This is a genomic window from Leisingera sp. ANG1 (genome assembly GCF_000203975.2).
Lineage (GTDB): Bacteria > Pseudomonadota > Alphaproteobacteria > Rhodobacterales > Rhodobacteraceae > Leisingera.
In genome coordinates this window covers 23,901-44,430 of record NZ_AFCF02000006.1, presented here as the reverse complement: position 1 = coordinate 44,430, position 20,530 = coordinate 23,901, and the positions used below count along the sequence as shown (strand labels likewise).

Sequence of the window (20,530 nt, the reverse complement as noted above, 5' to 3'; positions counted from 1 at the left end):
GGTCTCTTCTTTAGCGAAACGCCGCCCGGAACCGTTTTCCGGCTCGGGCGGCGTTCTAGGAAAACTCGGAGACTATGTAAGCGGCATTGGCGCCGCTCACAAGCCGTTACTCTGCGGCGGCGGGGGCTGCCACAGTCAGAGTGCCGCCAGCTTTTGCAACAGCATCAACCGCAGCAGCGGATGCGCCGGTGACTGCGATGGTTGCTTTGGCAGTGATTTCGCCTTTGGCCAGGATGCGGACGCCGTCCAGTTTGCGGCGGACCAGGCCGGAGGCAACCAGCGAATCCTCGGTGATGGAGGCCGCGTCCAGTTTGCCGGCGTCGATGAATTTCTGGATCAGGCCCAGGTTCACAACGGCGTATGCCTTGCGGTTCGGCTTGTTGAAGCCGCGCTTGGGCAGACGCTGGTACAAGGGCATCTGGCCGCCTTCGTAGCCGTTGATCGAGACGCCCGAACGGGATTTCTGGCCTTTGATGCCGCGGCCGCCCATTTTGCCTTTGCCGGAACCCGGGCCACGGGCCACACGGGTGCGTTTCTTGGCGGCGCCTGCATTGTCGCGCAGTTCGTGAAGTTTCATGTCGCTTCTCCTTGCCGGATGTGGCCCCCGAAGCGTGATGGGCCAACCGCGGCGTTTCTTGATTGGTGATTCCGTGGCGCGGAACGCCACCGGGTGCCTATAGACGGGTTGGGAGATGGGATCAAGGCTTCACTTCCGCTTGGAAACCGCGCGCAGCGCCTGATCCGCGCCCTGCTCGTCCAGATATGCCTTGGAGGTTTTGATAGCTGTTACCCCGAACTGCAATGGCTCTCGTAATCGCTTTGGCAGCAACTCGTAGTTTGCTAACACCCCCTTGGACATACGACAGCCCATGTAGTCGACACTGCCAGTCCGCAAGTCGTCGATAATCAAGAGAGCGGTTGCCACTGCAAAGGCTTCCGAACGGTCAGCGACAAATACGTGCGAGCAAAGCTCGATGGCCTCCAGAGGGTACCAGCTCAATTCCTGATGATTTGTTATTTCACAATTCTGCCTGTGAATAAGCTCATTTAGCGCTTCGAAATGCTGCCGGCGCTCGTATTCACTGCCATGGCCATCTGATCGCGCGATGTCCCAGAGAGACTGCTCCGATGCGGATCGGGCTAACGCCTTCAGGTCAGAAATTACTTTCTCGTCACTCATCGCCGACTTTAATTTCTATGAATTCCTGAGAAGCTGCCACAAAGAACATCCCTCGCCAAGGCCCCTGCCCTGCCGGTTGTGCATCCTGCCGTCTGTCTTTCTGCATCCGTTCTGCTGCTGGCCGTCCGTTTAAGGGTGGCGGCGCCGCCGGGGTGGAGAGGGGATGGGGTTGCCCCCATGCGAAAACGCGTCTGCGCGCTCCGGGTGCCAGACCGGAGCCCTGTTCCTGGTGCCGGGGGTGTCAGGCCCGGCGGGTGATCATGACCGGGGATGATACTGCCACTGCCGGGTTAAAACCCCGTAGGCGGTGCGTACGGTGGGTGCGCAACGGGCCAGTACACCCCGGTTGTGTAGGACCAAGAGGGCAGCGACCGGGCCTCGGGGCGGGTGCTGAAAGCGCCCTCCCCGTGGGGGAGGTCCGGGCGCTGCCCGGCCTGCCGGCCGGGCGGTGTTTTCAGCTAACGAAGAAAAAACGCCCCCGCCGGGATGGCAGGGGCGCTTTTGGGCCGGGCGTTCGGAGAGGGAGGAGGATCCGTCAGCCGGCCGGGGAGATCACTTGCCGTAGACGTGCTCGCGCGCGGCGCCGGGGATGGCGCAGCGGCAGAGGCCGATGTCGGCCAGGTCGCGGGCCGAAAGCGCGCGCAGCGCGTGAACGGTCTGCCGGTATTCGCGGCGCAGCTGCCAGTTCCGGTAGAGGCCGGAGGCTACGCTCAGGAAACGGGTGAAGAGACCGGCGGAGACCGGTGCGGATAGAGTTGTAAAGGCCATTGTTCTTGTTCCTTGCTGCGCTGCCAGAGCGTGCCTCCGGCGCGTCGCTTGATCTGTTCGTCTGAAGTGACAGGGAAATAAGGATGGCCCCGCAAGCCCGCAACGGCTGCTTTGGTCTGGCGGCTATGCGGCGGGCGCATAGCACAAATGCGTGAGGCACCTTGAATGCCCGCAATAGAAAACGCCCCCGCCCCGCGAGGGGCAGAGGCGCTTTGGCCCGGGCATGAAGAGGAGGAGGAGAGGAGCGCCCGGGAAAAGGGAATTCTTAGCCGTAGACGTGCTGATGCGCGATATCGGCGATGTCGCTGCGGCGGACACCGATGTCCGAGAGCTCGTGATCGGACAGCGCGTCCAGCTCGTTGTAGGTGCGCTGGAATTCGCGGGCTTTGGTCCAGGAGTCCACCAGGCCCTCAACGGTTGCGCGGATGCGGGCGGTCAGGCTGTGGCCGGTGTGTGCAGCGGAGATAACATGTGCCATCGTTCAGGTCCTTGTCTCTGATGCCGGGCCTATTCCCGGCGGTCCGTGTTTGGTCGTTTGCTGTGACACCGAGATAGGACCGGGGGATGAGTCGAACAACTGACGGATCGGACTGCCCGCTATGCACGCGCTGCAAGGTGCCGCTAAACACCGCATCCTTGCCGATAGAGGCCAGGATCAACAGTCCCCCGCCCGAATCTGCCCGTACCGTCGCATTTCGACCGCCGGTAGGGCACAGTTCCCGCCGAAAGATTGAAGACATCTCCCTCAGCGGCAGCAACCGTCAATCCATCATGCAAGAAATTAGGGATACAGTTCCAGTTCCCCCCAACTGCCTTTGTGACCGGGTTGAAAGACTCCGCGGGATATTTGAAACAGATCCGGTCCGCTTCCTGCCGCACCGAAGCCGGCAGGCTAATCCGGTTGCCCGGATACCAAAGCCAGCTTTGCTCTTCGCTGGCAAAATAGACGATTTGAAACCCGTGCTGCGGATCAAACAGCATCAGTGTCTGATCCGCTGCAGTCTGCGCAACCTTTTGGCGGCCACTGCTTTCAGCAGACATACATCCTGAGAGCAATGCTGCCGCGCTAATAACTGCCAAGCACCGCGTCAGCACTTCAGGTTCACCTGAGCCCAGGCATTCCCGGTATGATGCACCTTACGGTCCACAACTGGAATTCGCTCGCGCTTGATATTCAGATGGCTGATGTTTTTACCCAGAACATCGCCGCCGGTGGCTGCGATCACTTTTGCAATCGACGCAGGGTCCGTTACCCGGGTCCCCTTCAGATCGTAGTTACCTACTGTTCGCCCGACGCAGTAGGTACGCTTGGCCACTTCCTTGGCCAGCCTGTGGATCCTGTCAGTTCCCCGGCCGCTGGCAATCTGGACACTTGCCTCTGCTAGCAAGCTGTTCGGAATATCTTCAAGGATTTGGTCGGGAATTCTGTAATCCCTCGAGATCCCTTCAGGCCTTTGCGACACCGGCCGCAGATCCACCTGGAAATAGGCCTCCGGAAGGGAGCGCTGCTGGCTGACCGTTACATGGAACCCGCTGTAAGGTTCGCCTTTCTGGCTGATCTGCATCGTTCCGATCTTATGGTAACCCTGCCGCTCAGCTGCTGACGGCCCCGCCCGGAAAGCGGCAATGGTCTGCTCGCGGGACGGTCCTGAAGATCCACAAGCCGAAAGCAGCACCGCAACGGCCGAAACAATTGATATCAAACGCATTTCATCTCCTGGAAAACACTTTCATGAACTTTCCGGCACCAAAATATAAAAACGCCCCGGTGGCAACCACCGGAGCGTTTTTTGTCTAACAACCGAGAGGGGCTTAGCCGCGCTCTTCGATGATCTGAACCAGGTGCGGGATCGAGTTGACCATGCCGCGGACCGAAGGAGTATCCTCCAGCTCACGGGTCTTGTGCATCTTGTTCAGGCCCAGGCCAACCAGGGTTGCGCGCTGTTTGGCGGGGCGGCGGATCGGCGAGCCGATCTGCTTGACGACGATGGTTTTTGCCATGTCTCTCTACTCCTTACGCTTCAGCTTCGGCAGCTGCCGGTGCTTCATCCCGCTTGGGCAGGATGTCGGCGACCTTTTTGCCGCGGCGCTGAGCCACCGAACGCGGGCTCTGCTCTTTTTGCAGGCCGTTCAGGGTGGCGCGGATCATGTTGTAGGGGTTCTGCGAACCGATCGACTTGGAGACCACGTCCTTGATGCCCAGCATCTCGAACACGGCACGCATCGGGCCGCCCGCGATGATACCGGTACCTTCCGGTGCGGTCCGCATCACAACTTTGCCTGCGCCGTGACGGCCGGACATGTCGTGGTGCAGGGTGCGGCCTTCTTTCAGCGGCACGCGGATCATCTGGCGCTTCGCCTGCTCGGTCGCCTTGCGGATCGCCTCGGGCACTTCTTTCGCCTTGCCCTTGCCAAAGCCGACGCGGCCTTTCTGGTCGCCAACGACAACCAGGGCTGCGAAGCCAAAGCGCTTACCGCCTTTTACGGTTTTCGACACGCGGTTGATCGCGACCAGGCGATCTGCAAATTCCGGTGCCTCTTCACGCTCGCGGCGGGGGCCGCGGCGGTTTTCACGTTCTGCCATCAGGCATTCCTTTCATAGGGCGCTAGGCGCCTGTTCTATCAATCCTTGGTGAACCCGGAACGGGTCCGGGTTCCCGGATCATCGGGGCGGCCCCGAGAGGCCGCCCGCATGGGATTAGATCTTCAGGCCGCCTTCACGCGCAGCGTCGGCCAGAGCCTTCACTTTGCCGTGGAACAGGAAGCCGCCGCGGTCGAAGTAGGCTTCGGTCACGCCAGCCGCTTTTGCGCGCTCGGCGATCGCTGCACCAACTTTGGACGCTGCGTCGATGTTGTTCTTGCCGACAACACCGAGATCTTTTTCCAGGGTCGACGCTGCTGCCAGGGTCACACCGCGCAGGTCGTCGATCAGCTGAACAGAGATGTTCTTGTTCGAACGGTGCACGGACAGACGCGGACGGCCTGCGTTCACTTTGCGAAGCTTGTTCCGGACGCGCAGCCGGCGCTTCAGAAACAGGGTACGTTTGCTGTTTGCCATTTTGCTGGTCCTTACTTCTTCTTGCCTTCCTTGCGGAAGATGAATTCGCCCTTGTAGCGGATGCCCTTGCCTTTGTACGGCTCGGGACGGCGCCAGTCGCGGATTTTCGCCGCCACTTCGCCCACCTGCTGCTGGTCGATACCTTCCACAACGATTTCAGTCTGCTTCGGTGCGGTGATGGTGATGCCATCGGGTGCAACGAAGTCGACGTCGTGGCTGTAGCCCAGGTTCAGCTTCAGGGTGTTGCCCTGCATCTGAGCCCGGTAACCCACACCCTGGATCTCCAGCTCTTTTTTGAAGCCCTGGGTCACGCCGGTCACGAGGTTGGCCACCTGAGTGCGGGACATGCCCCACTGCTGACGGGCACGCTTGGACTTGCCGCGCGGCTCGATGGTGACAACGTTGTCGTTCACGGAGAGGGTGACGTCGTCGGTTGCGGTGAAGCTGCGGGCGCCTTTCGGGCCTTTCACTTCGATGGTCTGGCCGGACACAGAGGCGGAAACGCCGCTGGGAAGTTCGACCGGTTTCTTACCAATACGGGACATTGCGAGGCCTCCTTAGAAGACGGTGCAAAGCACTTCGCCGCCAACGTTGGCTGCGCGTGCGTTTGCGTCCGACATCACACCCTTGGGGGTGGAGACAATCGACACGCCCAGGCCCTGACGGACCGACGGGATGTCATTGACGCCCATGTAAACGCGGCGGCCGGGCTTGGAGACCCGCTTGAGCTCGCGAATGACAGGTTCGCCGTCGAAGTACTTGAGGCTGATTTCGATGGCCGGGTGGCCATTTTCACCAGTCATCTTCTCATAACCGCGGATGTAGCCCTCGTCTGCCAGCACGTCCAGCACCCATGCCCGCAGCTTGGAAGCCGGGGTCATGACGGTGGATTTGCCACGCATCTGAGAGTTACGGATACGGGTGAGCATATCGCCGATAGGATCGTTCATATCAGTCTCTCCCTTACCAGCTCGATTTCACCAGGCCGGGGATCTGACCAGCAGAACCCAGCTCGCGCAGCGCAATACGGCTGACCTTCAGCTTACGGTAGTAAGCGTGCGGACGGCCGGTGAGCTGGCAACGGTTGTGAAGACGGGTTGCCGACGAGTTGCGCGGCAGTTTCGCCAGTTTCAGACGCGCCTTGAAGCGCTCTTCCATCGGGCGAGATTCGTCGTTTGCGATTTCTTTCAGCTCGGCACGCTTTGCGGCGTATTTTGCCACCAGGCGCTCGCGCTTCTTCTCGCGTTCGATCATGCTTTTCTTAGCCATGGTCTCTATCCTTCCCGCGCTTAGCTGTTGAAGGGCATGTTGAAAGCTTTCAACAGCGCCTTTGCTTCCGCGTCGGTTTTCGCGGTGGTGGCGATCACGATGTCCATGCCCCAGGCTTCGTCGATCTTGTCAAAGTCGATTTCCGGGAACACGATGTGCTCTTTCAGGCCCATGGCATAGTTGCCGCGGCCGTCGAAGGAGGTGCCCGAAACACCGCGGAAGTCGCGGATACGGGGCATCGCAATGGTGATCAGACGGTCGAGGAATTCGTACATCCGGTCACCGCGCAGGGTCACCTTGGCGCCCATCGGCATGCCTTCGCGAACGCGGAAGCCGGCGATGGAATTCTTTGCCACGGTGGTCAGAGCCTTCTGGCCCGCAATCGCGGTCAGGTCGGCCTGGGCGGATTTGGCTTTCTTGCTGTCTTTGACAGCAGCACGGCCGCAGCCGATGTTAAGAACGATTTTCTCCAGCTTGGGGAGCATCATCTCGTTCTTGTAGCCAAACTCTTCTTTCAGGGCGCCACGGATGGTGTCCTTGTAGAGAGTTTTCAGGCGCGGGGTGTAGGTTGCAGCGTCAAGCATCAGACAGTCTCCCCGGTGGTCTTGGCGAAGCGCACCTTCTTGCCGTCTTCCTCGCGGAAGCCGACGCGGGTTGCTTTGCCGTTGCTGTCCAGCAGTGCCAGGTTCGACAGGTCGATCGGCAGTGCCTTGGGCAGACGGCCGCCCTGGCTGTTTTGGGTCTGGCGGGTGTGGCGGATTGCCATGTTCACGCCTTCGACGACGGCTTTGCCGGCTTTCGGGTCAACGGAGGCGATGGTGCCTTCCTTGCCCTTATCGCGGCCTGCCAGCACGACGACCTTGTCGCCTTTACGGAGTTTCGCAGCCATGATTACAGCACCTCCGGAGCCAGCGAGATGATCTTCATGAAGTTCTTCGCGCGCAGTTCACGAACAACCGGGCCAAAGATACGGGTACCGACCGGCTCGTTGTTGTTGTTCAGGATGACAGCTGCGTTCCGGTCAAAACGGATCGCGGTGCCGTCTTCGCGGCGGACTTCTTTGGCGGTGCGCACGACAACGGCCTTACGGACGTCGCCTTTTTTCACGCGGCCGCGCGGGATGGCTTCTTTAACCGAGACGACGATGATGTCGCCAACGGAAGCGTATTTACGCTTGGAGCCACCCAGAACCTTGATGCACTGAACTCGGCGGGCGCCGGAGTTGTCAGCAACATCCAGATTTGTTTGCATCTGGATCATGTGGTTTCTCCCGACCTATGGGGCAGCGATGCGTGCTGGTATCCCCCAGGGTTTCGACTGACTGTTAAGTCTAGCCGCCAGGAGCCTCGAGTGAGACTCTTAGGCTTCCAGAACTTCCCAGCGTTTCGTTTTCGATTTCGGCGCGCATTCGATGATGCGTACGGAGTCGCCGACCTTGAAAGCGTTCTTTTCATCGTGAGCCCGGTATTTCTTGGACTTACGGATGGTTTTCTTCAGAACCGGGTGCGTGAAGCGGCGTTCAACCGAGACGGTGACGGTCTGGGCGTTTGCGTCGCTGGTCACAACGCCTTGCAGGATACGTTTGGGCATTGTGTCGCTCCTTATTCGGCTGCTGCTGCAGCTTTTTCGTTCAGGATGGTCTTGACGCGGGCAGCGTTGCGGCGGGCCGCTTTGATGCCGGAGGTCGATTCCAACTGACCGGTTGCCTGCTGAAAGCGCAGGTTGAAGCTCTCTTTTTTCAGGGATGCGAGCATATCGCGGAGTTCATCCACGGTCTTCTCGCGCAGATCATTGGCGTTCATCGCCTTTGTTCCTTGTCCAAAGCACCAGAAGGCCCCGAGGGTCACCTTTTTACCTGGTGGGTTATGTCAACCGCCCGGAACGGGCAGCAAAAAAGAATCACCTGACCCGGATCTAAGACGGATTGGGTTCAAGCGATGGGTCCCTATAGAGGAGACGGGGGTGAGGGGCAAGGGAAAGATTGGCGGGCCGCCGGGGCGGTCAGATAATCTCATCCTCATCAAACATCGCAGCCCCGTCCAGCTGGGCGTTCAGGCTTTCGATGCGGTCTTCGGCCTCTTCCGGCGCGGACACCTTGGCGATGTGGAACAGCGCGTCGCCCTCGTTGACGATGGGCATGTTGGCGCGGCCGATGATCAGGCCGGGCTGGCTGGCGGTCAGCTCCACCTCCTCCTCCCCGAAGGGGTCGGCGACGATGCCCAGCACGTCGCCCTCCTCCACCATTTCGCCGGTGGTCTTGTAGCCCCGCAAGAGCCCGCCTGCGGGGGCACGCTCCCAGCTGCTGTCGCTGGCCTTGACCGGCACCGCCTCGGCCAGCGGCACGCCGTCGTCGGGGATCATGCCCAGCGCATGCATCACCCGCAGGATGCCGGCAACGCCGACGCGGGCGGACTGCTCGTCGAACCGCAGCCCCTCCCCCGCCTCATAAAGCAGGATATCGACGCCCGCCTTCTGTGCCTCCTTGCGCAAGCTGCCGTCGCGCAGCGAGGAGCGGATCACCACCGGCGCGCCGAAGGCATCGGCATAGGCCAGTGTCTCCGGCGACTTGGGCGACACCCGGATCTGCGGCATGTTGGTGCGGTGGATCGCGGCGGAATGCAGGTCGATGCCGAGGTCACAGCGCGCCACCACCTCTGTCATGAAAAGATGCGCCAGGCGGCTGGCCAGTGAGCCCCCTTCGCTGCCTGGGAAGGACCGGTTCAGATCGCGCCGGTCCGGCAGGTAGCGGGAGTGGTTGAGGAAGCCGAAGGTGTTGACGATCGGCACCACAATCAGCGTGCCCTTCAGGCGCGAGAACTGGCGGCTGCGCAGCAGGCGGCGGGCGATTTCCACCCCGATCACCTCGTCGCCGTGGATGGCGGCAGAGACAAACAGCGCCGGCCCCTCCTCCGCGCCGTGGATCACATGGGCGGACATGGTGACCGGCGTGTGGTCCGACAGCACGCTGACCGGCATATCCACGGTGCGGCGGGTGCCGGGCGGAATGTGGAAGCCGCCGATTTCAAAAGGGGAACGCCGCGCCATCTATACCTCCCGCAGAGCTGCTTCGGGAAGCTAGGCGAGTTCCGGGGCTTTTACAATTGCCGCACCCTGTTGAGGATGGTTTCGAACTGCCAGCCGTCCGGGAGCCGGGGGAGCCAGAGGCGGGTCTCTGCCGCATGGATCATCATGGCGCCGCGGAACGTCCTGAGACGCTGGATGTCTTTGATGGCGACCTCACTGCAAGCGCCCCGCCTTTCCACCACCAGCACACGCTGCGTGGTGATCACGTAGGTGGCTGAGCGAAAAGCCCGGTGAACGAACAGCCAGATCACCAGAGCAACCGGGGCGCAAAGAACGATGATAACAACCTCGGTCAGCGTGGGTGCGATGCGCGCATGGACAGCGTGAACAATCTGCTCACCCTCCCGGACCGGGATCGGCGCATGGTCATACATTGGCAATGCCCAGTCTGCAGGTGAACCGCGAGGGAGCGTAAATCACTCCCACTTGTAATTGAAGCTCACCGATATCCGTTCGTCCTCGGCCATATTCATCGGCACCTCGTGGCGCAGCCAGCTTTCCCACAAGAGGACGTCGCCGACCTCCGGCTTCATGTAGATGAAGGGCTGCAGCTCGCGCCGGGCCTGTTTGGTGCGGGTGGGCGCCGCCATCATCCGGGCCGAGCGCGGGTCCTCCAGCTTGAGAGCCGAGGCGCCGTCGGGCATCGACACATAGGTGGTGCCGGAGATCACCGAATGCGGGTGCAGGTGGCTGGAGTGGGTGCCGCCCTCGGGCAAGATATTGATCCAGAGATCCTCCAGCTTCAGCGCGCGCCCGTCCAGATCGAACTCCAGATCCTGGACAAAGGCCGCCACATGCTGGTCCAGCGACTTCACCAGATCGGCAAAGATCGGGAACCGCCAGGGCAGATCGGTGAGCGATGCATAGGAGGTATAGCCGGGATAGCCGTTGTCCTCGCACCAGTCCTGTCCGGCATCATCATCGCCGGCGATGACAAGGCAGGAGTTTTCCAGTTCCTGCGCGTCAATCGATGGTCCGTATTCGGACAGTTGCGCGCGGTAGAGGCGGGTCACGAAGAGCGATTCAATCTGGGCCATGCCAGCGTCTTAGCGCAGCCTGCCGGCCAGTGCGAGAGCCCGAAGCAGGACGCCACTGCAATTTTGCGCCCGCAGGTCCCTGCAACAAGCCTGCGCGGACCTGTCCGGTTTGCGGGCCTCACGCACATCCTCAGGTTCGGCTTACCGCAAGTTAACCCGCCCTGGTGCAAGATCCCCGCAAAACCGCAGAAGCGAAGGCACCGGCATATGCACATCATCTACGAAAACAAGTTCCTGCGGGTCGAAGCCCTGAAGCCGCAGCCTGCCCCTGCCGGCAGCCGCGTGCTGCTGTCGTTTCCGGGCATTGGCCAAAAGATGGACCTGATTGACGTGCAAACACCGGAGTTTGCCGGCATCGGCCGCGAATTCGGCAATACGGTCTTTTGCTATGACAAGACCCGGTCGTGGGGGAACCGGCTGGATTGGGATGTGCTGACTGCTGCGGTCAGGCAGGCGGCTGAGGGCAGCACGCTGTATTCGATCGGCAACAGCATGGGCGGTTATCTGGCTATCGTAGCGGGCGCATATTTGCCGATCTCCCGGTCAGTCTCCTTTGTGCCGCAGCTGACGGTCGACCCGGAGGCCGAGCCACATGACACGCGCTGGCGGATGTACTCGAACTCAATCAAGAGTTTTCCGATGAAGCCCGCCAGCCACTATTTCGCGCCGGAAACCGAATATTTCATCTTCTCCGCCGGCAAGGGAGTGGACGGCAAGCACGCGCAGCTGTTCCCGAAAGCCAGCAACATTCACCACTGGGTCTTCCCTGATGCCGGCCACAGGCTGGCAGCGAACCTCAAGGAACAGGGCGAGCTGCACCGCTGCATTCAAAGCTGCTTCGAAGGGGAAACCGAGGCCGTATTCTCGCAGGAAACACAAAGGCTGAGCCCCGCTGCAGACGCCGGCCTTGAACCGCCTGCCGCGGCTTGCCGGGCCGCTACCGGGCCGCTGAATTCTGCCGCCCCGGCCTGAGCGGCGGCGCTGCGGTGGAATTGCTTTCCACCGCCTAACACAGCGGAGAGGGCGCATAGTCAACAGCCGGTAAAGTTGACAGGCCGGCCCCCCGCGCCCGAATATGGAACCCGGCGGGGGTTCCGGAAATGGTGAGCCAGACACGGCGAGCGGCATTAATTGGCTGGATAAACAGGGCACCGCCCGGTTCTTCCAGCGAAATGCGGCGCGCATACGGGCTGGCCAGAGCCGGATTTCCGATTGGCCTGTTTTCCCACGGATCGTTCATTTTTCTGTTCTGGTATGCAGACCAGCCGGTGATGGCCGTTTTCAACATATTCTCTACCGTGCTCATTGGGTTCGGGTGCTGGGCTGCCCTGACCCTGCGGGACATCAAATGGCCGACCCTGCTGACGTTCCTGTGCGAAATCCCCGCTCATGCAGCATTTTGCACCTACTACATGGGGCTGGCGCCGTTTTTCCTGAGCTACTTATTCATACCCATACTGCTGTTTCCCATGCTGCCTTACGGACAACCGCTCACGCGGCTGCTTTTGAGCGCACTCTGCGCCATGGCCTTTGTTGCAATGGGGGTTTATGGCACCTTGTCAGCCCCGGTGCGGCCGCTCACGCACGGGTGGACCCTGTTCTTTTTTGTCTTCAACACAGCGCCGATCATTCCAATGCTTGGCGTGTTTGCCGCCCTCTACGCAACTGCCGCCACCCGGGCAGAAAGGGAAATGGAAAAGGAATACCAGCGCGCCGAAAATCTCTTGCTGAACATTCTGCCCGAGCCGATAGCCGCGCGCCTGAAGGACGACCCGCATCTGATTGCCGATGAACACCCAAGCGTATCAGTGCTGTTTGCCGATATCGTGAACTTCACGGAAACCTCCGGCAGGCTGACTCCGCCCGAGATTGTGCAAACCCTGAATGCAGCGTTTTCGCGTTTCGATACACTGGTCGAGAAGCACGGCTGCGAGAAGATCAAGACGATCGGGGACGCCTATATGGTGGTTGCAGGCCTGCCCGAACCGCGCGAAGATCACGCCCAGGCCATGGTGTCACTGGCGCTGGACATGATTGACGCGGCGCAAGAGATAAACGAGTCCGGCCAGTTCCCGTTCAGCATGCGCATCGGCATCAGTTCGGGGCCAGTCGTGGCCGGCGTGATCGGGGAACGGAAGTTCGCCTATGATCTGTGGGGGGACACCGTGAACGTGGCCTCGCGCATGGAGTCGCATGGCCGGCCGGGCATCGTCCAGATCACCGAAGCAACCCGGGGCCATCTTGGGGATGAGGTGCAGATCGACCCGCTGGGCGATGTGGAGATCAAGGGCAAGGGCCGGATGCGGACATATACAGTGTCCAGAGGCTTTGCGCCCTGACTGGCAGTGCAGGCGCACAACAAAGGAAAACCCCCGCCGGTGTCCCGGCGGGGGTCAAACGTTCACGAACGGGGTTTCCCCCAGCCGCTTACCAGTCTTCGCGGACCACGACGCGGGTCTTGACCGGCAGCTTCATCGCCGCCAGGCGCAGGGCCTCGCGTGCGATTTCATCGCTGACGCCGTCGATCTCGAACATCACGCGGCCAGGCTTAACCTTGGCTGCCCAGTAGTCCACGGAGCCTTTACCTTTACCCATACGGACTTCGGTCGGCTTCGAGGTCACCGGAGTGTCCGGGAAGATACGGATCCAAACACGGCCCTGACGCTTCATGTGGCGGGTCATGGCACGGCGGGCAGCTTCGATCTGGCGTGCAGTCACACGCTCAGGCTGGGTTGCCTTCAGGCCATAGGTGCCGAAGTTCAGGTCGGAACCGCCTTTTGCCAGGCCGTGGATCCGGCCCTTGTGCATTTTGCGGAATTTAGTGCGCTTTGGCTGAAGCATCTCAAATCCTCCTTAGCGACGGCCGCCACCAGCACCACGGGGTGCAGGGCCGTCCTGGATTTCTTGTGCTTTACGGTCACGCGCCGAAGGATCGTGCTCCATGATCTCGCCTTTGAAGATCCAGACCTTGATCCCGATGATCCCGTAGGGGGTCATCGCTTCGGAGTGTGCGTAATCGATGTCGGCACGCAGGGTGTGCAGCGGCACGCGGCCCTCACGGTACCATTCGGTACGCGCGATTTCCGCACCGCCCAGACGGCCAGCGACGTTCACCCGGATACCCAGGGCGCCCATGCGCATAGCGTTCTGCACGGCCCGTTTCATGGCACGGCGGAAGGACACACGGCGCTCCAGCTGCTGAGCGATGGACTCGCCGACCAGCTGAGCGTCCAGTTCCGGCTTGCGCACTTCAACGATGTTGAGGTGCAGCTCGGAGTCGGTCATCTTGGCAATCTTCTTGCGCAGGACTTCGATGTCCGCGCCTTTCTTGCCGATGATGACGCCCGGACGGGCGGTGTGAATGGTCACGCGGCATTTCTTGTGCGGGCGCTCGATGATGACGCGCGCAATGCCAGCCTGCTTGCATTCTTCCTTGATGAACTCGCGGATTTTCAGGTCCTCGAGCAGCAGATCACCGTAGTCTTTGGTGTCGGCGTACCAGCGGCTGTCCCAGGTGCGGTTGACCTGAAGGCGCATGCCGATCGGATTGACTTTCTGACCCATTAGGCTTGCTCCTCAACTTGACGCACCTTGATGGTGATCTCCGCGAACGGCTTCAGGATTTTGCCGAACCGGCCACGGGCACGCGGACGGCCGCGCTTCATGGTCAGGTTCTTGCCAACCCATGCCTCGGCGACGATCAGTTCATCGACGTCCAGGTTGTGGTTGTTTTCAGCATTCGCGATGGCGGACTGAAGGCATTTCTTCACGTCCTGCGCGATCCGCTTGTTGGAGAAAGTCAGGTCGGTCAGGGCCTTCTCAACTTTCTTGCCGCGGATCATCTGAGCCACCAGGTTCAGTTTCTGCGGGGAGGTACGGAGCATGCGCAGTTTTGCCATTGCTTCGTTGTCTGCCACGCGGCGGGGGTTCTTTTCCTTGCCCATGACTTACTTCCGCTTCGCTTTTTTGTCTGCGGCGTGGCCATAATAGGTGCGGGTCGGCGAGTATTCACCGAACTTCTGACCGATCATGTCTTCCGAGACGTTGACGGGGATATGCTTCTGGCCGTTGTACACACCAAAGGTCAGGCCGACGAACTGCGGCAGGATGGTGGAACGGCGCGACCAGATCTTGATCACTTCATTGCGGCCCGATTCACGCGCTGCTTCGGCCTTTTTCAGGACGTAAGCATCAACGAAGGGGCCTTTCCATACGGAACGTGCCATGGATTAGCGGCCTTTCTTCTTGGCGTGGCGCGAGCGGACGATGAGCTTCTGCGACGCCTTGTTTTTGTTGCGGGTCCGTTTGCCCTTGGTCGGTTTGCCCCAGGGGGTCACCGGGTGGCGGCCACCGGAGGTCCGGCCTTCACCACCGCCGTGGGGGTGGTCGATCGGGTTCATGACGACACCACGCACGGAAGGACGCTTGCCCTTGTGGCGCATACGGCCGGCTTTACCGAAGTTCTGGTTCGAGTTGTCCGGATTCGACACGGCACCGACGGTGGCCATGCATTCCTGACGGACCAGGCGCAGTTCGCCCGAGGACAGGCGGATCTGAGCGTAACCGCCGTCACGGCCAACGAACTGAGCGTAGGTACCGGCTGCACGGGCGATCTGGCCGCCTTTGCCGGGCTTCATTTCGATGTTGTGAACGATGGTACCGATCGGCATGCCCGAGAACGGCATTGCGTTGCCCGGCTTGATGTCGGCTTTTGCAGACGCGACAACCTTGTCGCCAACAGCCAGACGCTGAGGCGCCAGGATGTAAGCTTGTTCGCCGTCTTCGTATTTGATCAGCGCGATGAATGCGGTCCGGTTCGGGTCGTATTCGATCCGCTCAACGGTGGCCGCTACATCAAATTTGTTCCGTTTGAAGTCAACGATCCGGTAGAGGCGCTTTGCGCCGCCGCCACGGCGGCGTGCAGTGATCCGTCCGGTGTTGTTCCGGCCGCCCGATTTGGTCAGACCCTCAGTGAGAGACTTGACCGGACGCCCTTTCCAAAGCTCCGAACGGTCGATCAGAACCAGCCCACGCTGGCCCGGCGTCGTCGGTTTATACGACTTGAGTGCCATGCTTTCTGTCTTCCGTTTAGCGTGCCAGGCCTTAGGTTCTTGTCTTTGGCCCAGCTATGTTGAAGGCCCCCGTAGGTGCCTGTGTTATAGGGCCCCGAAGGTCCCCGAGTTCGTGTGTCCTGACAAACATAACGACCCCGGAAACGAATCCGGGGTCTTCAGGATGGATGGCGTTTAGCAGAGTCGCCGGGAGGTGGCAATGACAGAGTTTCAGCCAGCTGGCAAATGCCCCGGTGGCACCGGTTGCAGCGTTGGCGGGCCTCCAGGAACCCGCCTGAAAGCACCGCGCTGGCAGCAAAGGGGCGCGCTCAGGGCCCGCCGCCGCTACCAAAGGTGTCGCTCCAGAATTTGAGCAGCAGCGCCCGCCTGTTGGGATCAAGCGCAACCAGCAGCGAAGGCGCAAGAGGAATGGACCGCCTGGCACTGGGAGCCAGGCCGGAGTCCGCTGCGGCAATCTCGGTGACGAGGCCCGCCTCGGCCAGCAGCTCTTGCGCTTCCGGGCTGAGGAGGAAATCAAGAAGATCCGCTGCGGCTGCTTTTTGCCGCGCCTCTGCCGGGATCATGTAGGCGCGGGACAGCACAAGGGTGTAGTCCTCCGGCAGGATGGTTCCAACCTCGGGCGCGGAGGCATTTGCAACGTAGGAGCCCAGCACGTTGTAAGCGATCAGGAAACGGCCCTCTGCCACGCCGGCGATGATTTCGGCAGAGCAGCAGGTGGCAACGGCATCGACCCTGGCAAAACCTTCCAGCAAAGCGCCGAATGTTGTTGCCTCCAGGCTGTCGCTGTAGGCGAACAGGTAGCCAAGTCCGGAGGCGGCGATGTCATAGGTGGCGATCCTGCCGCGGTAGAGACCGGGTTTGGCCCGCAGCGCATCCAGCAGCGCAAAGCGGCTGCGCGGCACATCAGCGCCGTCCAGCATCTGCTTGTTATAGACGATCACCGCGGGTTCGGTGGTGACCCCCCACAGTTCATTGCGCCAGCGCCGCGACGGCGGCAACGCCAGCGCCGCGGGCGAGCGGTGCGGATGGGCACAGGCGGCATTGACCAGCCAGACCATCTGCTGCACCGCCGAGGACAGCACCGCGTCGGCAGGCGGGCTGCCGACCCGGCAATCGGCGCGGCTTTGGGCAAAGAGCGCGTTGGAGCCCCATTGCTCGTAGGTGATCGCCAGCTGCGGATGCCGCTCGGCAAAGCGCTCCATCACGGGCTGGATAATGCTGTTGTCAGTGGTGGAGCGCAGCAGGAAGGGCACCGGGCCGCTGCCGTACCGATGGGTTGCCTCCTGCGCGGCGGCGGCGGCAGGAAGCAGGGTGGCAAGTATCAGCAGCAGGTGCCGGATCCGCATCATGCCCCCTCCTGCGCGGCGGGCAGGACCAAGGCGGCACGGAAGCCCTCCTCCTCCTGCGTCATCTCCACCCGGCCGCGAAAGGCCGCTGCCACGGAGGCCACAATCGACAGGCCGATGCCAGTGCTGTTCTCCTGGGTTCCGGCACTGCGGTTGAAGCGGCTGCCGAGCTGCGCCATCACCGCAGGCACCGGGCCGGGGCCTGCATCGCGCACCCACAGGATGGCATCGCCGCCGCGCCGTTCTGCGCCGATGGCCACGGGGGGTGTGCCGTGCCTGAGTGCATTGCCAAGAAGGTTGCCGGCCGCCTCGCCAAGAGAGAATGCATCGGCGCGCACCATCACGGGATCCTCGCCGATTTCCAGCCGCAGGTCGGTGCCGGGCGCCAGCAGTGCGTGGTCGTCACGCTCCATGATTTCCAGTGCCACCTCGCGCAGGTCGACGGGCAGGCGCGGGGCGCTGTCAGTGCGGTGGACCACAAGCGCACGGCTGAGAAGCTGATCCAGCAGGGTGCCCAGCGAGCGGGTGCGGGCCAGCAGCCGGTCAAGGGCGCGGCGGCTGGCATCCCCGCCGGGTTCTGCAATGGCGGTTTCCGCCTGCACGCGGATTGCAGCAACCGGAGTGCGCAGCTGATGCGCGGTGTCGGAAATCAGGTTGCGCATCGCCTCAACCTGGCCGTCCAGCCGGCCCATGAAGCGGTTCATGGCGCCCAGCACAACCTGCAGTTCCCGCGGCAGGCGGCCGGTTGCAATCGGGGTCAGGTCGTAGGGGTCACGGCGGGCGAGATCCGCGGTGATGGCATCGAGCGGGCGCAGGGCAGTCCGGATGACCACCCAGGCCATCACCAGAAGCACCAGACCTGCCGCCGCCATCGGCCATAAGGCATCCAGCATCAGATCCGCGGTCATCGCTCTGCGCGCCCGCAGGGTCTGGCCAACCACAACCTCAACCGGACCGGAGAAGTCACGTTCCGCAAAACGGCGGGTGACGCGGACAAACCGCGCGGGTTCATCATTCAGCAGGGCCTCGAAGTACCCTGCCCCGCCGCCGCCCTCCGGCGCATGTATTTCTGTCTGGGGATCGACACCGGTGATGAAAACCTGCCCGGGTCCATGCACCGCGTAATAGATGCGGTCCTCGGGTGCCTGGGCAAGCAGCTGGAAGGCAGAGACCGGCAGATCCGCGATGGGGGTGCCTGCCTGGATGCGGACAGATTCCGCGATGTCGTTTGCCGCGCCCAGCAGAATCCGGTCATAGGCCTGCCGCGCGGCCTGCTGGCCATTCAGCCAGGCGGAACCGGAGACCAGCACCCCGCCGAGCAGCAGGATCAGCAGCACCGCCCCCAGCACCCTGGCCGCCAGAGTCAGCGGCGGGCGCGGCTCAGCCATTGAGATGCAGCCGGTAACCGACCCCCCGCTGGGTTGCGATGCTGACATCGCTGCCCGCAATCTTCTTGCGCAGGCGGGCGATGTAGAGCTCAATCGCGTTTTCGCCGACATCGGCATCATCAAAGCCGTAGAGCGAGTCATAAAGCCGGGACTTGGACAAGTACCGGTCCTGGTGGCGGATCAGCATGTCCAAGAGCGCCGCCTCGCGCCGGGTCAGCTCCAGCAGACGCCCGTCGAGCCGGGCGCTGCGGTCGCTCGGGGCAAAAACCAGCGAGCCGAGGGTGATCTGCTCATCCTTGCGCTCCATCTGCCGCCGCACCAGCGCCCGAAGCCGCGCCTCCAGCTCGCGCTGGTCGAAGGGTTTGCCCAGATAGTCATCCGCCCCCTGGTCCAGTGCCGCCACCCGATCGTCGACTGAGGTCAGCGCGGTCAGCATCAGCACTGGCGCCGGATCACCCGCCAGGCGCATCTCGCGCAGCAATGACAGGCCGGAGCCATCCGGCAGGTTGATGTCCAGGATCACCGCGTCATAGGCCTGCACGGCCCGGCAGTCGCGGGCGCTTTCGATGTCCGGCGCCAGATCACAGGCAATTCCCGAACGGGCCAGGTGGGCGGTCACCCCCTCGGCCAGATCCTCTGCATCCTCGACCATCAAGACCCGCATTCAATGGCGCTCCGCTTTGCTGAAACCGGCGACAGGTTGGTGACAGCTTTAATGGGTAAACATGTCTAACCCGCAGAAACAGAGCTGCCAAAGCGAATTGTTGCGGGTGATCTCCGGCGCTTGGGAGTGCGCCGGCCACGACCTGAGGAGGAACGCATGAAATTCACTGTCACCCGCGGCCTGTTTGCCGCTGCCGCCCTGTCGCTGTCCGCTTTTGCGGCCCAGGCACAGGAAAACCCCGAATGTATCGCCCCAGCCAACCCTGGCGGCGGCTGGGACTTCACCTGCCGCCAGGTTGGAAAATCGCTGCAGGATTTGGGGCTGATCGATAAGACCATGCAGGTCGTGAACCTGGCCGGCGGCGGCGGCGGCGTGGCCTTTGCCGAGGTGGTCAACAAGCGCGCGGACGACAACAGCCTGATTGTTGCCGCCTCCAGCGCCACCGCAACCCGCCTGGCACAGGGCGCCTATCCGGGCAACAGCATGGACCAGGTGCGCTGGCTGGCGGCCATCGGGGCGGACTACGGCGTGATCGCAGTGTCCGCTGACAGTGAGGTCGAAACGCTGCCGCAGCTGTTGGACACCATCAAGGCCGATCCGTCCTCGGTCTCCGTCGCGGGCGGCTCCGCGGTTGGCGGCTGGGACCACCTGAAGGTCCTGATCGCGGCCAGCGCCTATGGCATCGAGGACGTGCGCAGCGTCAAGTACATTGCCTTTGACGGCGGCGGAGAGGCTGTGACCCAGCTGCTGGCAGGCTCCGTGCAGGCCTTCACCGGCGACATCTCCGAAGCCAAGGGCTTTGTGGATTCTGGCGATATCAAGGTGATCGCGGTGCTGTCGCCGGAGCGGCTGCCGGGCGAATTCGCGGACTTCCCGACCGCCAAGGAACAGGGGGTGGATGCCATTGGCGCCAACTGGCGCGGTTTCTATGCGCCGGGCGGCATGTCGGACGAGGCCTATGACGCCTGGGTGTCGAAGATCGGCGACCTATATGCCTCCGACGAGTGGAAAGAGGTAATGGCCGCCAACGGCCTGGCGCCGCTGGACCTGCAAGGGGCTGCGTTCCAGGAATTCGTGGCTGGTTCGGTCGCGCAGATCCAGTCGATTTCCAAGGACATCGGCATCATCAAGTAACCTTTTCGGGGTTAGTCCCGGGGGAGGCCGCGCAATCCTGCGGTTCCCTCTGCGGGCGGCCCCGCCAAACACCTGAACTGGAGACCGCCATGAGCGATCGTATCTTCGGGGTCTTCGGCATGATCCTTGCTGCCGGCTATGTCTTTGCCGCGCTTGCGATCGAGGAAAGCTTTCTCTCCGATGCCGTCGGCCCCAAGGCCTTTCCCCTGATCATTGCTGCCATCCTCGGCCTCTCGGGCGCGGTGATTGCGCTGCGCCCGGACCCGGAGCCGCATTGGCCCGCACTGGGACGGCTGGCGGAACTGGCCGCCGCTGTTGTGGTGCTGATCCTTTACGCCGAAATGCTGCCGGTTGCCGGCTTTGTCATCGCTACCGCCTTCGCCGCCGCCTATCTGGCCTGGCGGCTGGGGTCGGGACCGCTGGAAACAGTGGCCGTGGGCGCCGGCACTTCCATCGGCATCTATGTCACCTTTCACCTGATCCTCGGCCTGTCGCTGGCCAAGGGTCCCTTTGGCTTCTGAGGAGGGCGC

General features: G+C 62.1%; 32 protein-coding genes. 4 read left to right on the top strand and 28 right to left on the bottom strand.

From position 1 onward, the window contains the following. Positions 1–106: 106 nt before the first annotated feature. From rplO to GC1_RS09540, 20 genes are all read right to left on the bottom strand, one after another. Entirely contained in the window at positions 107–577 is a 471-nt protein-coding gene (gene rplO, locus GC1_RS09635) for a 50S ribosomal protein L15 (protein ID WP_019298008.1), read from the bottom strand. Between the two features lie 129 nt (positions 578–706). Continuing rightward, positions 707–1,180, bottom strand: coding sequence for a hypothetical protein (locus tag GC1_RS09630; RefSeq protein ID WP_019298007.1), 474 nt, complete (start codon positions 1,178–1,180; stop codon positions 707–709). A 552-nt stretch (positions 1,181–1,732) separates the two neighbouring features. Next, complete coding sequence (locus GC1_RS09625; protein WP_019298006.1) at positions 1,733–1,948, bottom strand: DUF1127 domain-containing protein; 216 nt, start codon at positions 1,946–1,948, stop codon at positions 1,733–1,735. A gap of 265 nt (positions 1,949–2,213) precedes the next feature. Beyond that, the gene (locus GC1_RS09620; protein WP_019298005.1) at positions 2,214–2,426 is read right to left on the bottom strand and encodes a DUF1127 domain-containing protein; all 213 of its coding nucleotides are present in this window, start codon (positions 2,424–2,426) and stop codon (positions 2,214–2,216) included. Positions 2,427–2,569: 143 nt separating this feature from the next. Beyond that, positions 2,570–2,989, bottom strand: a complete 420-nt coding sequence (locus tag GC1_RS09615) for a hypothetical protein (protein WP_019298004.1) — start codon at positions 2,987–2,989, stop codon at positions 2,570–2,572. A 47-nt stretch (positions 2,990–3,036) separates the two neighbouring features. Continuing rightward, the gene (locus GC1_RS09610; protein ID WP_152612418.1) at positions 3,037–3,657 is read right to left on the bottom strand and encodes a hypothetical protein; all 621 of its coding nucleotides are present in this window, start codon (positions 3,655–3,657) and stop codon (positions 3,037–3,039) included. 103 nt (positions 3,658–3,760) lie between these two features. After that, positions 3,761–3,949, bottom strand: a complete 189-nt coding sequence (rpmD, locus tag GC1_RS09605; protein WP_019298002.1) for a 50S ribosomal protein L30 — start codon at positions 3,947–3,949, stop codon at positions 3,761–3,763. A 13-nt stretch (positions 3,950–3,962) separates the two neighbouring features. Then, the gene (gene rpsE / locus GC1_RS09600) at positions 3,963–4,532 is read right to left on the bottom strand and encodes a 30S ribosomal protein S5 (protein ID WP_019298001.1); all 570 of its coding nucleotides are present in this window, start codon (positions 4,530–4,532) and stop codon (positions 3,963–3,965) included. Positions 4,533–4,646: 114 nt separating this feature from the next. Then, positions 4,647–5,006: a 50S ribosomal protein L18 gene (gene rplR, locus GC1_RS09595; RefSeq protein ID WP_019298000.1), complete on the bottom strand. Its 360-nt coding sequence runs from the start codon at positions 5,004–5,006 to the stop codon at positions 4,647–4,649. 11 nt (positions 5,007–5,017) lie between these two features. Next, positions 5,018–5,551, bottom strand: coding sequence for a 50S ribosomal protein L6 (gene rplF / locus GC1_RS09590; protein WP_019297999.1), 534 nt, complete (start codon positions 5,549–5,551; stop codon positions 5,018–5,020). A gap of 12 nt (positions 5,552–5,563) precedes the next feature. Further along, positions 5,564–5,956: a 30S ribosomal protein S8 gene (rpsH, locus tag GC1_RS09585; RefSeq protein ID WP_019297998.1), complete on the bottom strand. Its 393-nt coding sequence runs from the start codon at positions 5,954–5,956 to the stop codon at positions 5,564–5,566. A 13-nt stretch (positions 5,957–5,969) separates the two neighbouring features. Continuing rightward, positions 5,970–6,275: a 30S ribosomal protein S14 gene (rpsN, locus tag GC1_RS09580; protein WP_019297997.1), complete on the bottom strand. Its 306-nt coding sequence runs from the start codon at positions 6,273–6,275 to the stop codon at positions 5,970–5,972. Positions 6,276–6,295: 20 nt separating this feature from the next. Continuing rightward, the gene (gene rplE, locus GC1_RS09575) at positions 6,296–6,859 is read right to left on the bottom strand and encodes a 50S ribosomal protein L5 (protein WP_019297996.1); all 564 of its coding nucleotides are present in this window, start codon (positions 6,857–6,859) and stop codon (positions 6,296–6,298) included. Then, positions 6,859–7,164, bottom strand: a complete 306-nt coding sequence (rplX, locus tag GC1_RS09570; protein ID WP_019297995.1) for a 50S ribosomal protein L24 — start codon at positions 7,162–7,164, stop codon at positions 6,859–6,861. The genes rplE and rplX overlap by 1 nt, the downstream gene beginning before the upstream one ends. 2 nt (positions 7,165–7,166) lie before the next feature. Next, positions 7,167–7,535 carry a 50S ribosomal protein L14 gene (gene rplN / locus GC1_RS09565; protein WP_005621870.1) on the bottom strand — a complete coding sequence of 123 codons (369 nt, stop codon included), beginning with the start codon at positions 7,533–7,535 and terminating at the stop codon, positions 7,167–7,169. Between the two features lie 99 nt (positions 7,536–7,634). Then, the gene (gene rpsQ / locus GC1_RS09560) at positions 7,635–7,865 is read right to left on the bottom strand and encodes a 30S ribosomal protein S17 (RefSeq protein WP_005621877.1); all 231 of its coding nucleotides are present in this window, start codon (positions 7,863–7,865) and stop codon (positions 7,635–7,637) included. Positions 7,866–7,876: 11 nt separating this feature from the next. Further along, entirely contained in the window at positions 7,877–8,077 is a 201-nt protein-coding gene (gene rpmC / locus GC1_RS09555; RefSeq protein ID WP_019297994.1) for a 50S ribosomal protein L29, read from the bottom strand. A gap of 199 nt (positions 8,078–8,276) precedes the next feature. Further along, complete coding sequence (locus GC1_RS09550; RefSeq protein WP_019297993.1) at positions 8,277–9,320, bottom strand: succinylglutamate desuccinylase/aspartoacylase family protein; 1,044 nt, start codon at positions 9,318–9,320, stop codon at positions 8,277–8,279. Positions 9,321–9,370: 50 nt separating this feature from the next. Continuing rightward, complete coding sequence (locus GC1_RS09545) at positions 9,371–9,733, bottom strand: hypothetical protein (RefSeq protein ID WP_019297992.1); 363 nt, start codon at positions 9,731–9,733, stop codon at positions 9,371–9,373. 42 nt (positions 9,734–9,775) lie between these two features. Continuing rightward, positions 9,776–10,396, bottom strand: a complete 621-nt coding sequence (locus tag GC1_RS09540; protein ID WP_019297991.1) for a 2OG-Fe(II) oxygenase family protein — start codon at positions 10,394–10,396, stop codon at positions 9,776–9,778. Between the two features lie 207 nt (positions 10,397–10,603). Between GC1_RS09540 and GC1_RS09535 the strand changes: the two genes are divergently transcribed. Together GC1_RS09535 and GC1_RS21915 are read left to right on the top strand one after the other, a co-directional pair. Further along, positions 10,604–11,368, top strand: a complete 765-nt coding sequence (locus GC1_RS09535) for a hypothetical protein (protein WP_019297990.1) — start codon at positions 10,604–10,606, stop codon at positions 11,366–11,368. Positions 11,369–11,496: 128 nt separating this feature from the next. Then, positions 11,497–12,735: an adenylate/guanylate cyclase domain-containing protein gene (locus GC1_RS21915; RefSeq protein ID WP_082020127.1), complete on the top strand. Its 1,239-nt coding sequence runs from the start codon at positions 11,497–11,499 to the stop codon at positions 12,733–12,735. A gap of 88 nt (positions 12,736–12,823) precedes the next feature. On the opposite strand, the gene rplP is transcribed toward GC1_RS21915, so the two are convergent. The 8 genes from rplP to GC1_RS09490 form a co-directional block, all read right to left on the bottom strand. Then, positions 12,824–13,237: a 50S ribosomal protein L16 gene (rplP, locus tag GC1_RS09525; RefSeq protein WP_019297988.1), complete on the bottom strand. Its 414-nt coding sequence runs from the start codon at positions 13,235–13,237 to the stop codon at positions 12,824–12,826. Positions 13,238–13,249: 12 nt separating this feature from the next. Then, the gene (rpsC, locus tag GC1_RS09520; protein ID WP_019297987.1) at positions 13,250–13,960 is read right to left on the bottom strand and encodes a 30S ribosomal protein S3; all 711 of its coding nucleotides are present in this window, start codon (positions 13,958–13,960) and stop codon (positions 13,250–13,252) included. After that, positions 13,960–14,340 (bottom strand): 50S ribosomal protein L22, encoded by a 381-nt coding sequence (gene rplV / locus GC1_RS09515; protein WP_008557868.1) that lies wholly within the window; start codon positions 14,338–14,340, stop codon positions 13,960–13,962. Before rplV ends, rpsC begins: the two co-directional genes overlap by 1 nt. A gap of 3 nt (positions 14,341–14,343) precedes the next feature. Then, positions 14,344–14,622: a 30S ribosomal protein S19 gene (gene rpsS, locus GC1_RS09510; RefSeq protein WP_008554066.1), complete on the bottom strand. Its 279-nt coding sequence runs from the start codon at positions 14,620–14,622 to the stop codon at positions 14,344–14,346. A gap of 3 nt (positions 14,623–14,625) precedes the next feature. After that, entirely contained in the window at positions 14,626–15,468 is an 843-nt protein-coding gene (gene rplB / locus GC1_RS09505) for a 50S ribosomal protein L2 (protein ID WP_019297986.1), read from the bottom strand. A gap of 308 nt (positions 15,469–15,776) precedes the next feature. Then, positions 15,777–16,817: an ABC transporter substrate-binding protein gene (locus tag GC1_RS09500; RefSeq protein ID WP_019297985.1), complete on the bottom strand. Its 1,041-nt coding sequence runs from the start codon at positions 16,815–16,817 to the stop codon at positions 15,777–15,779. Next, positions 16,814–18,202, bottom strand: a complete 1,389-nt coding sequence (locus GC1_RS09495) for a sensor histidine kinase (protein WP_019297984.1) — start codon at positions 18,200–18,202, stop codon at positions 16,814–16,816. Before GC1_RS09495 ends, GC1_RS09500 begins: the two co-directional genes overlap by 4 nt. Then, positions 18,195–18,866, bottom strand: coding sequence for a response regulator transcription factor (locus GC1_RS09490; protein ID WP_019297983.1), 672 nt, complete (start codon positions 18,864–18,866; stop codon positions 18,195–18,197). The genes GC1_RS09495 and GC1_RS09490 overlap by 8 nt, the downstream gene beginning before the upstream one ends. A gap of 156 nt (positions 18,867–19,022) precedes the next feature. On the opposite strand from GC1_RS09490, the gene GC1_RS09485 reads away from it, so the two are divergent. Together GC1_RS09485 and GC1_RS09480 are read left to right on the top strand one after the other, a co-directional pair. Further along, entirely contained in the window at positions 19,023–20,000 is a 978-nt protein-coding gene (locus GC1_RS09485; RefSeq protein WP_019297982.1) for a Bug family tripartite tricarboxylate transporter substrate binding protein, read from the top strand. Between the two features lie 89 nt (positions 20,001–20,089). Then, positions 20,090–20,521 (top strand): tripartite tricarboxylate transporter TctB family protein, encoded by a 432-nt coding sequence (locus GC1_RS09480; RefSeq protein WP_019297981.1) that lies wholly within the window; start codon positions 20,090–20,092, stop codon positions 20,519–20,521. Positions 20,522–20,530: the final 9 nt, after the last annotated feature.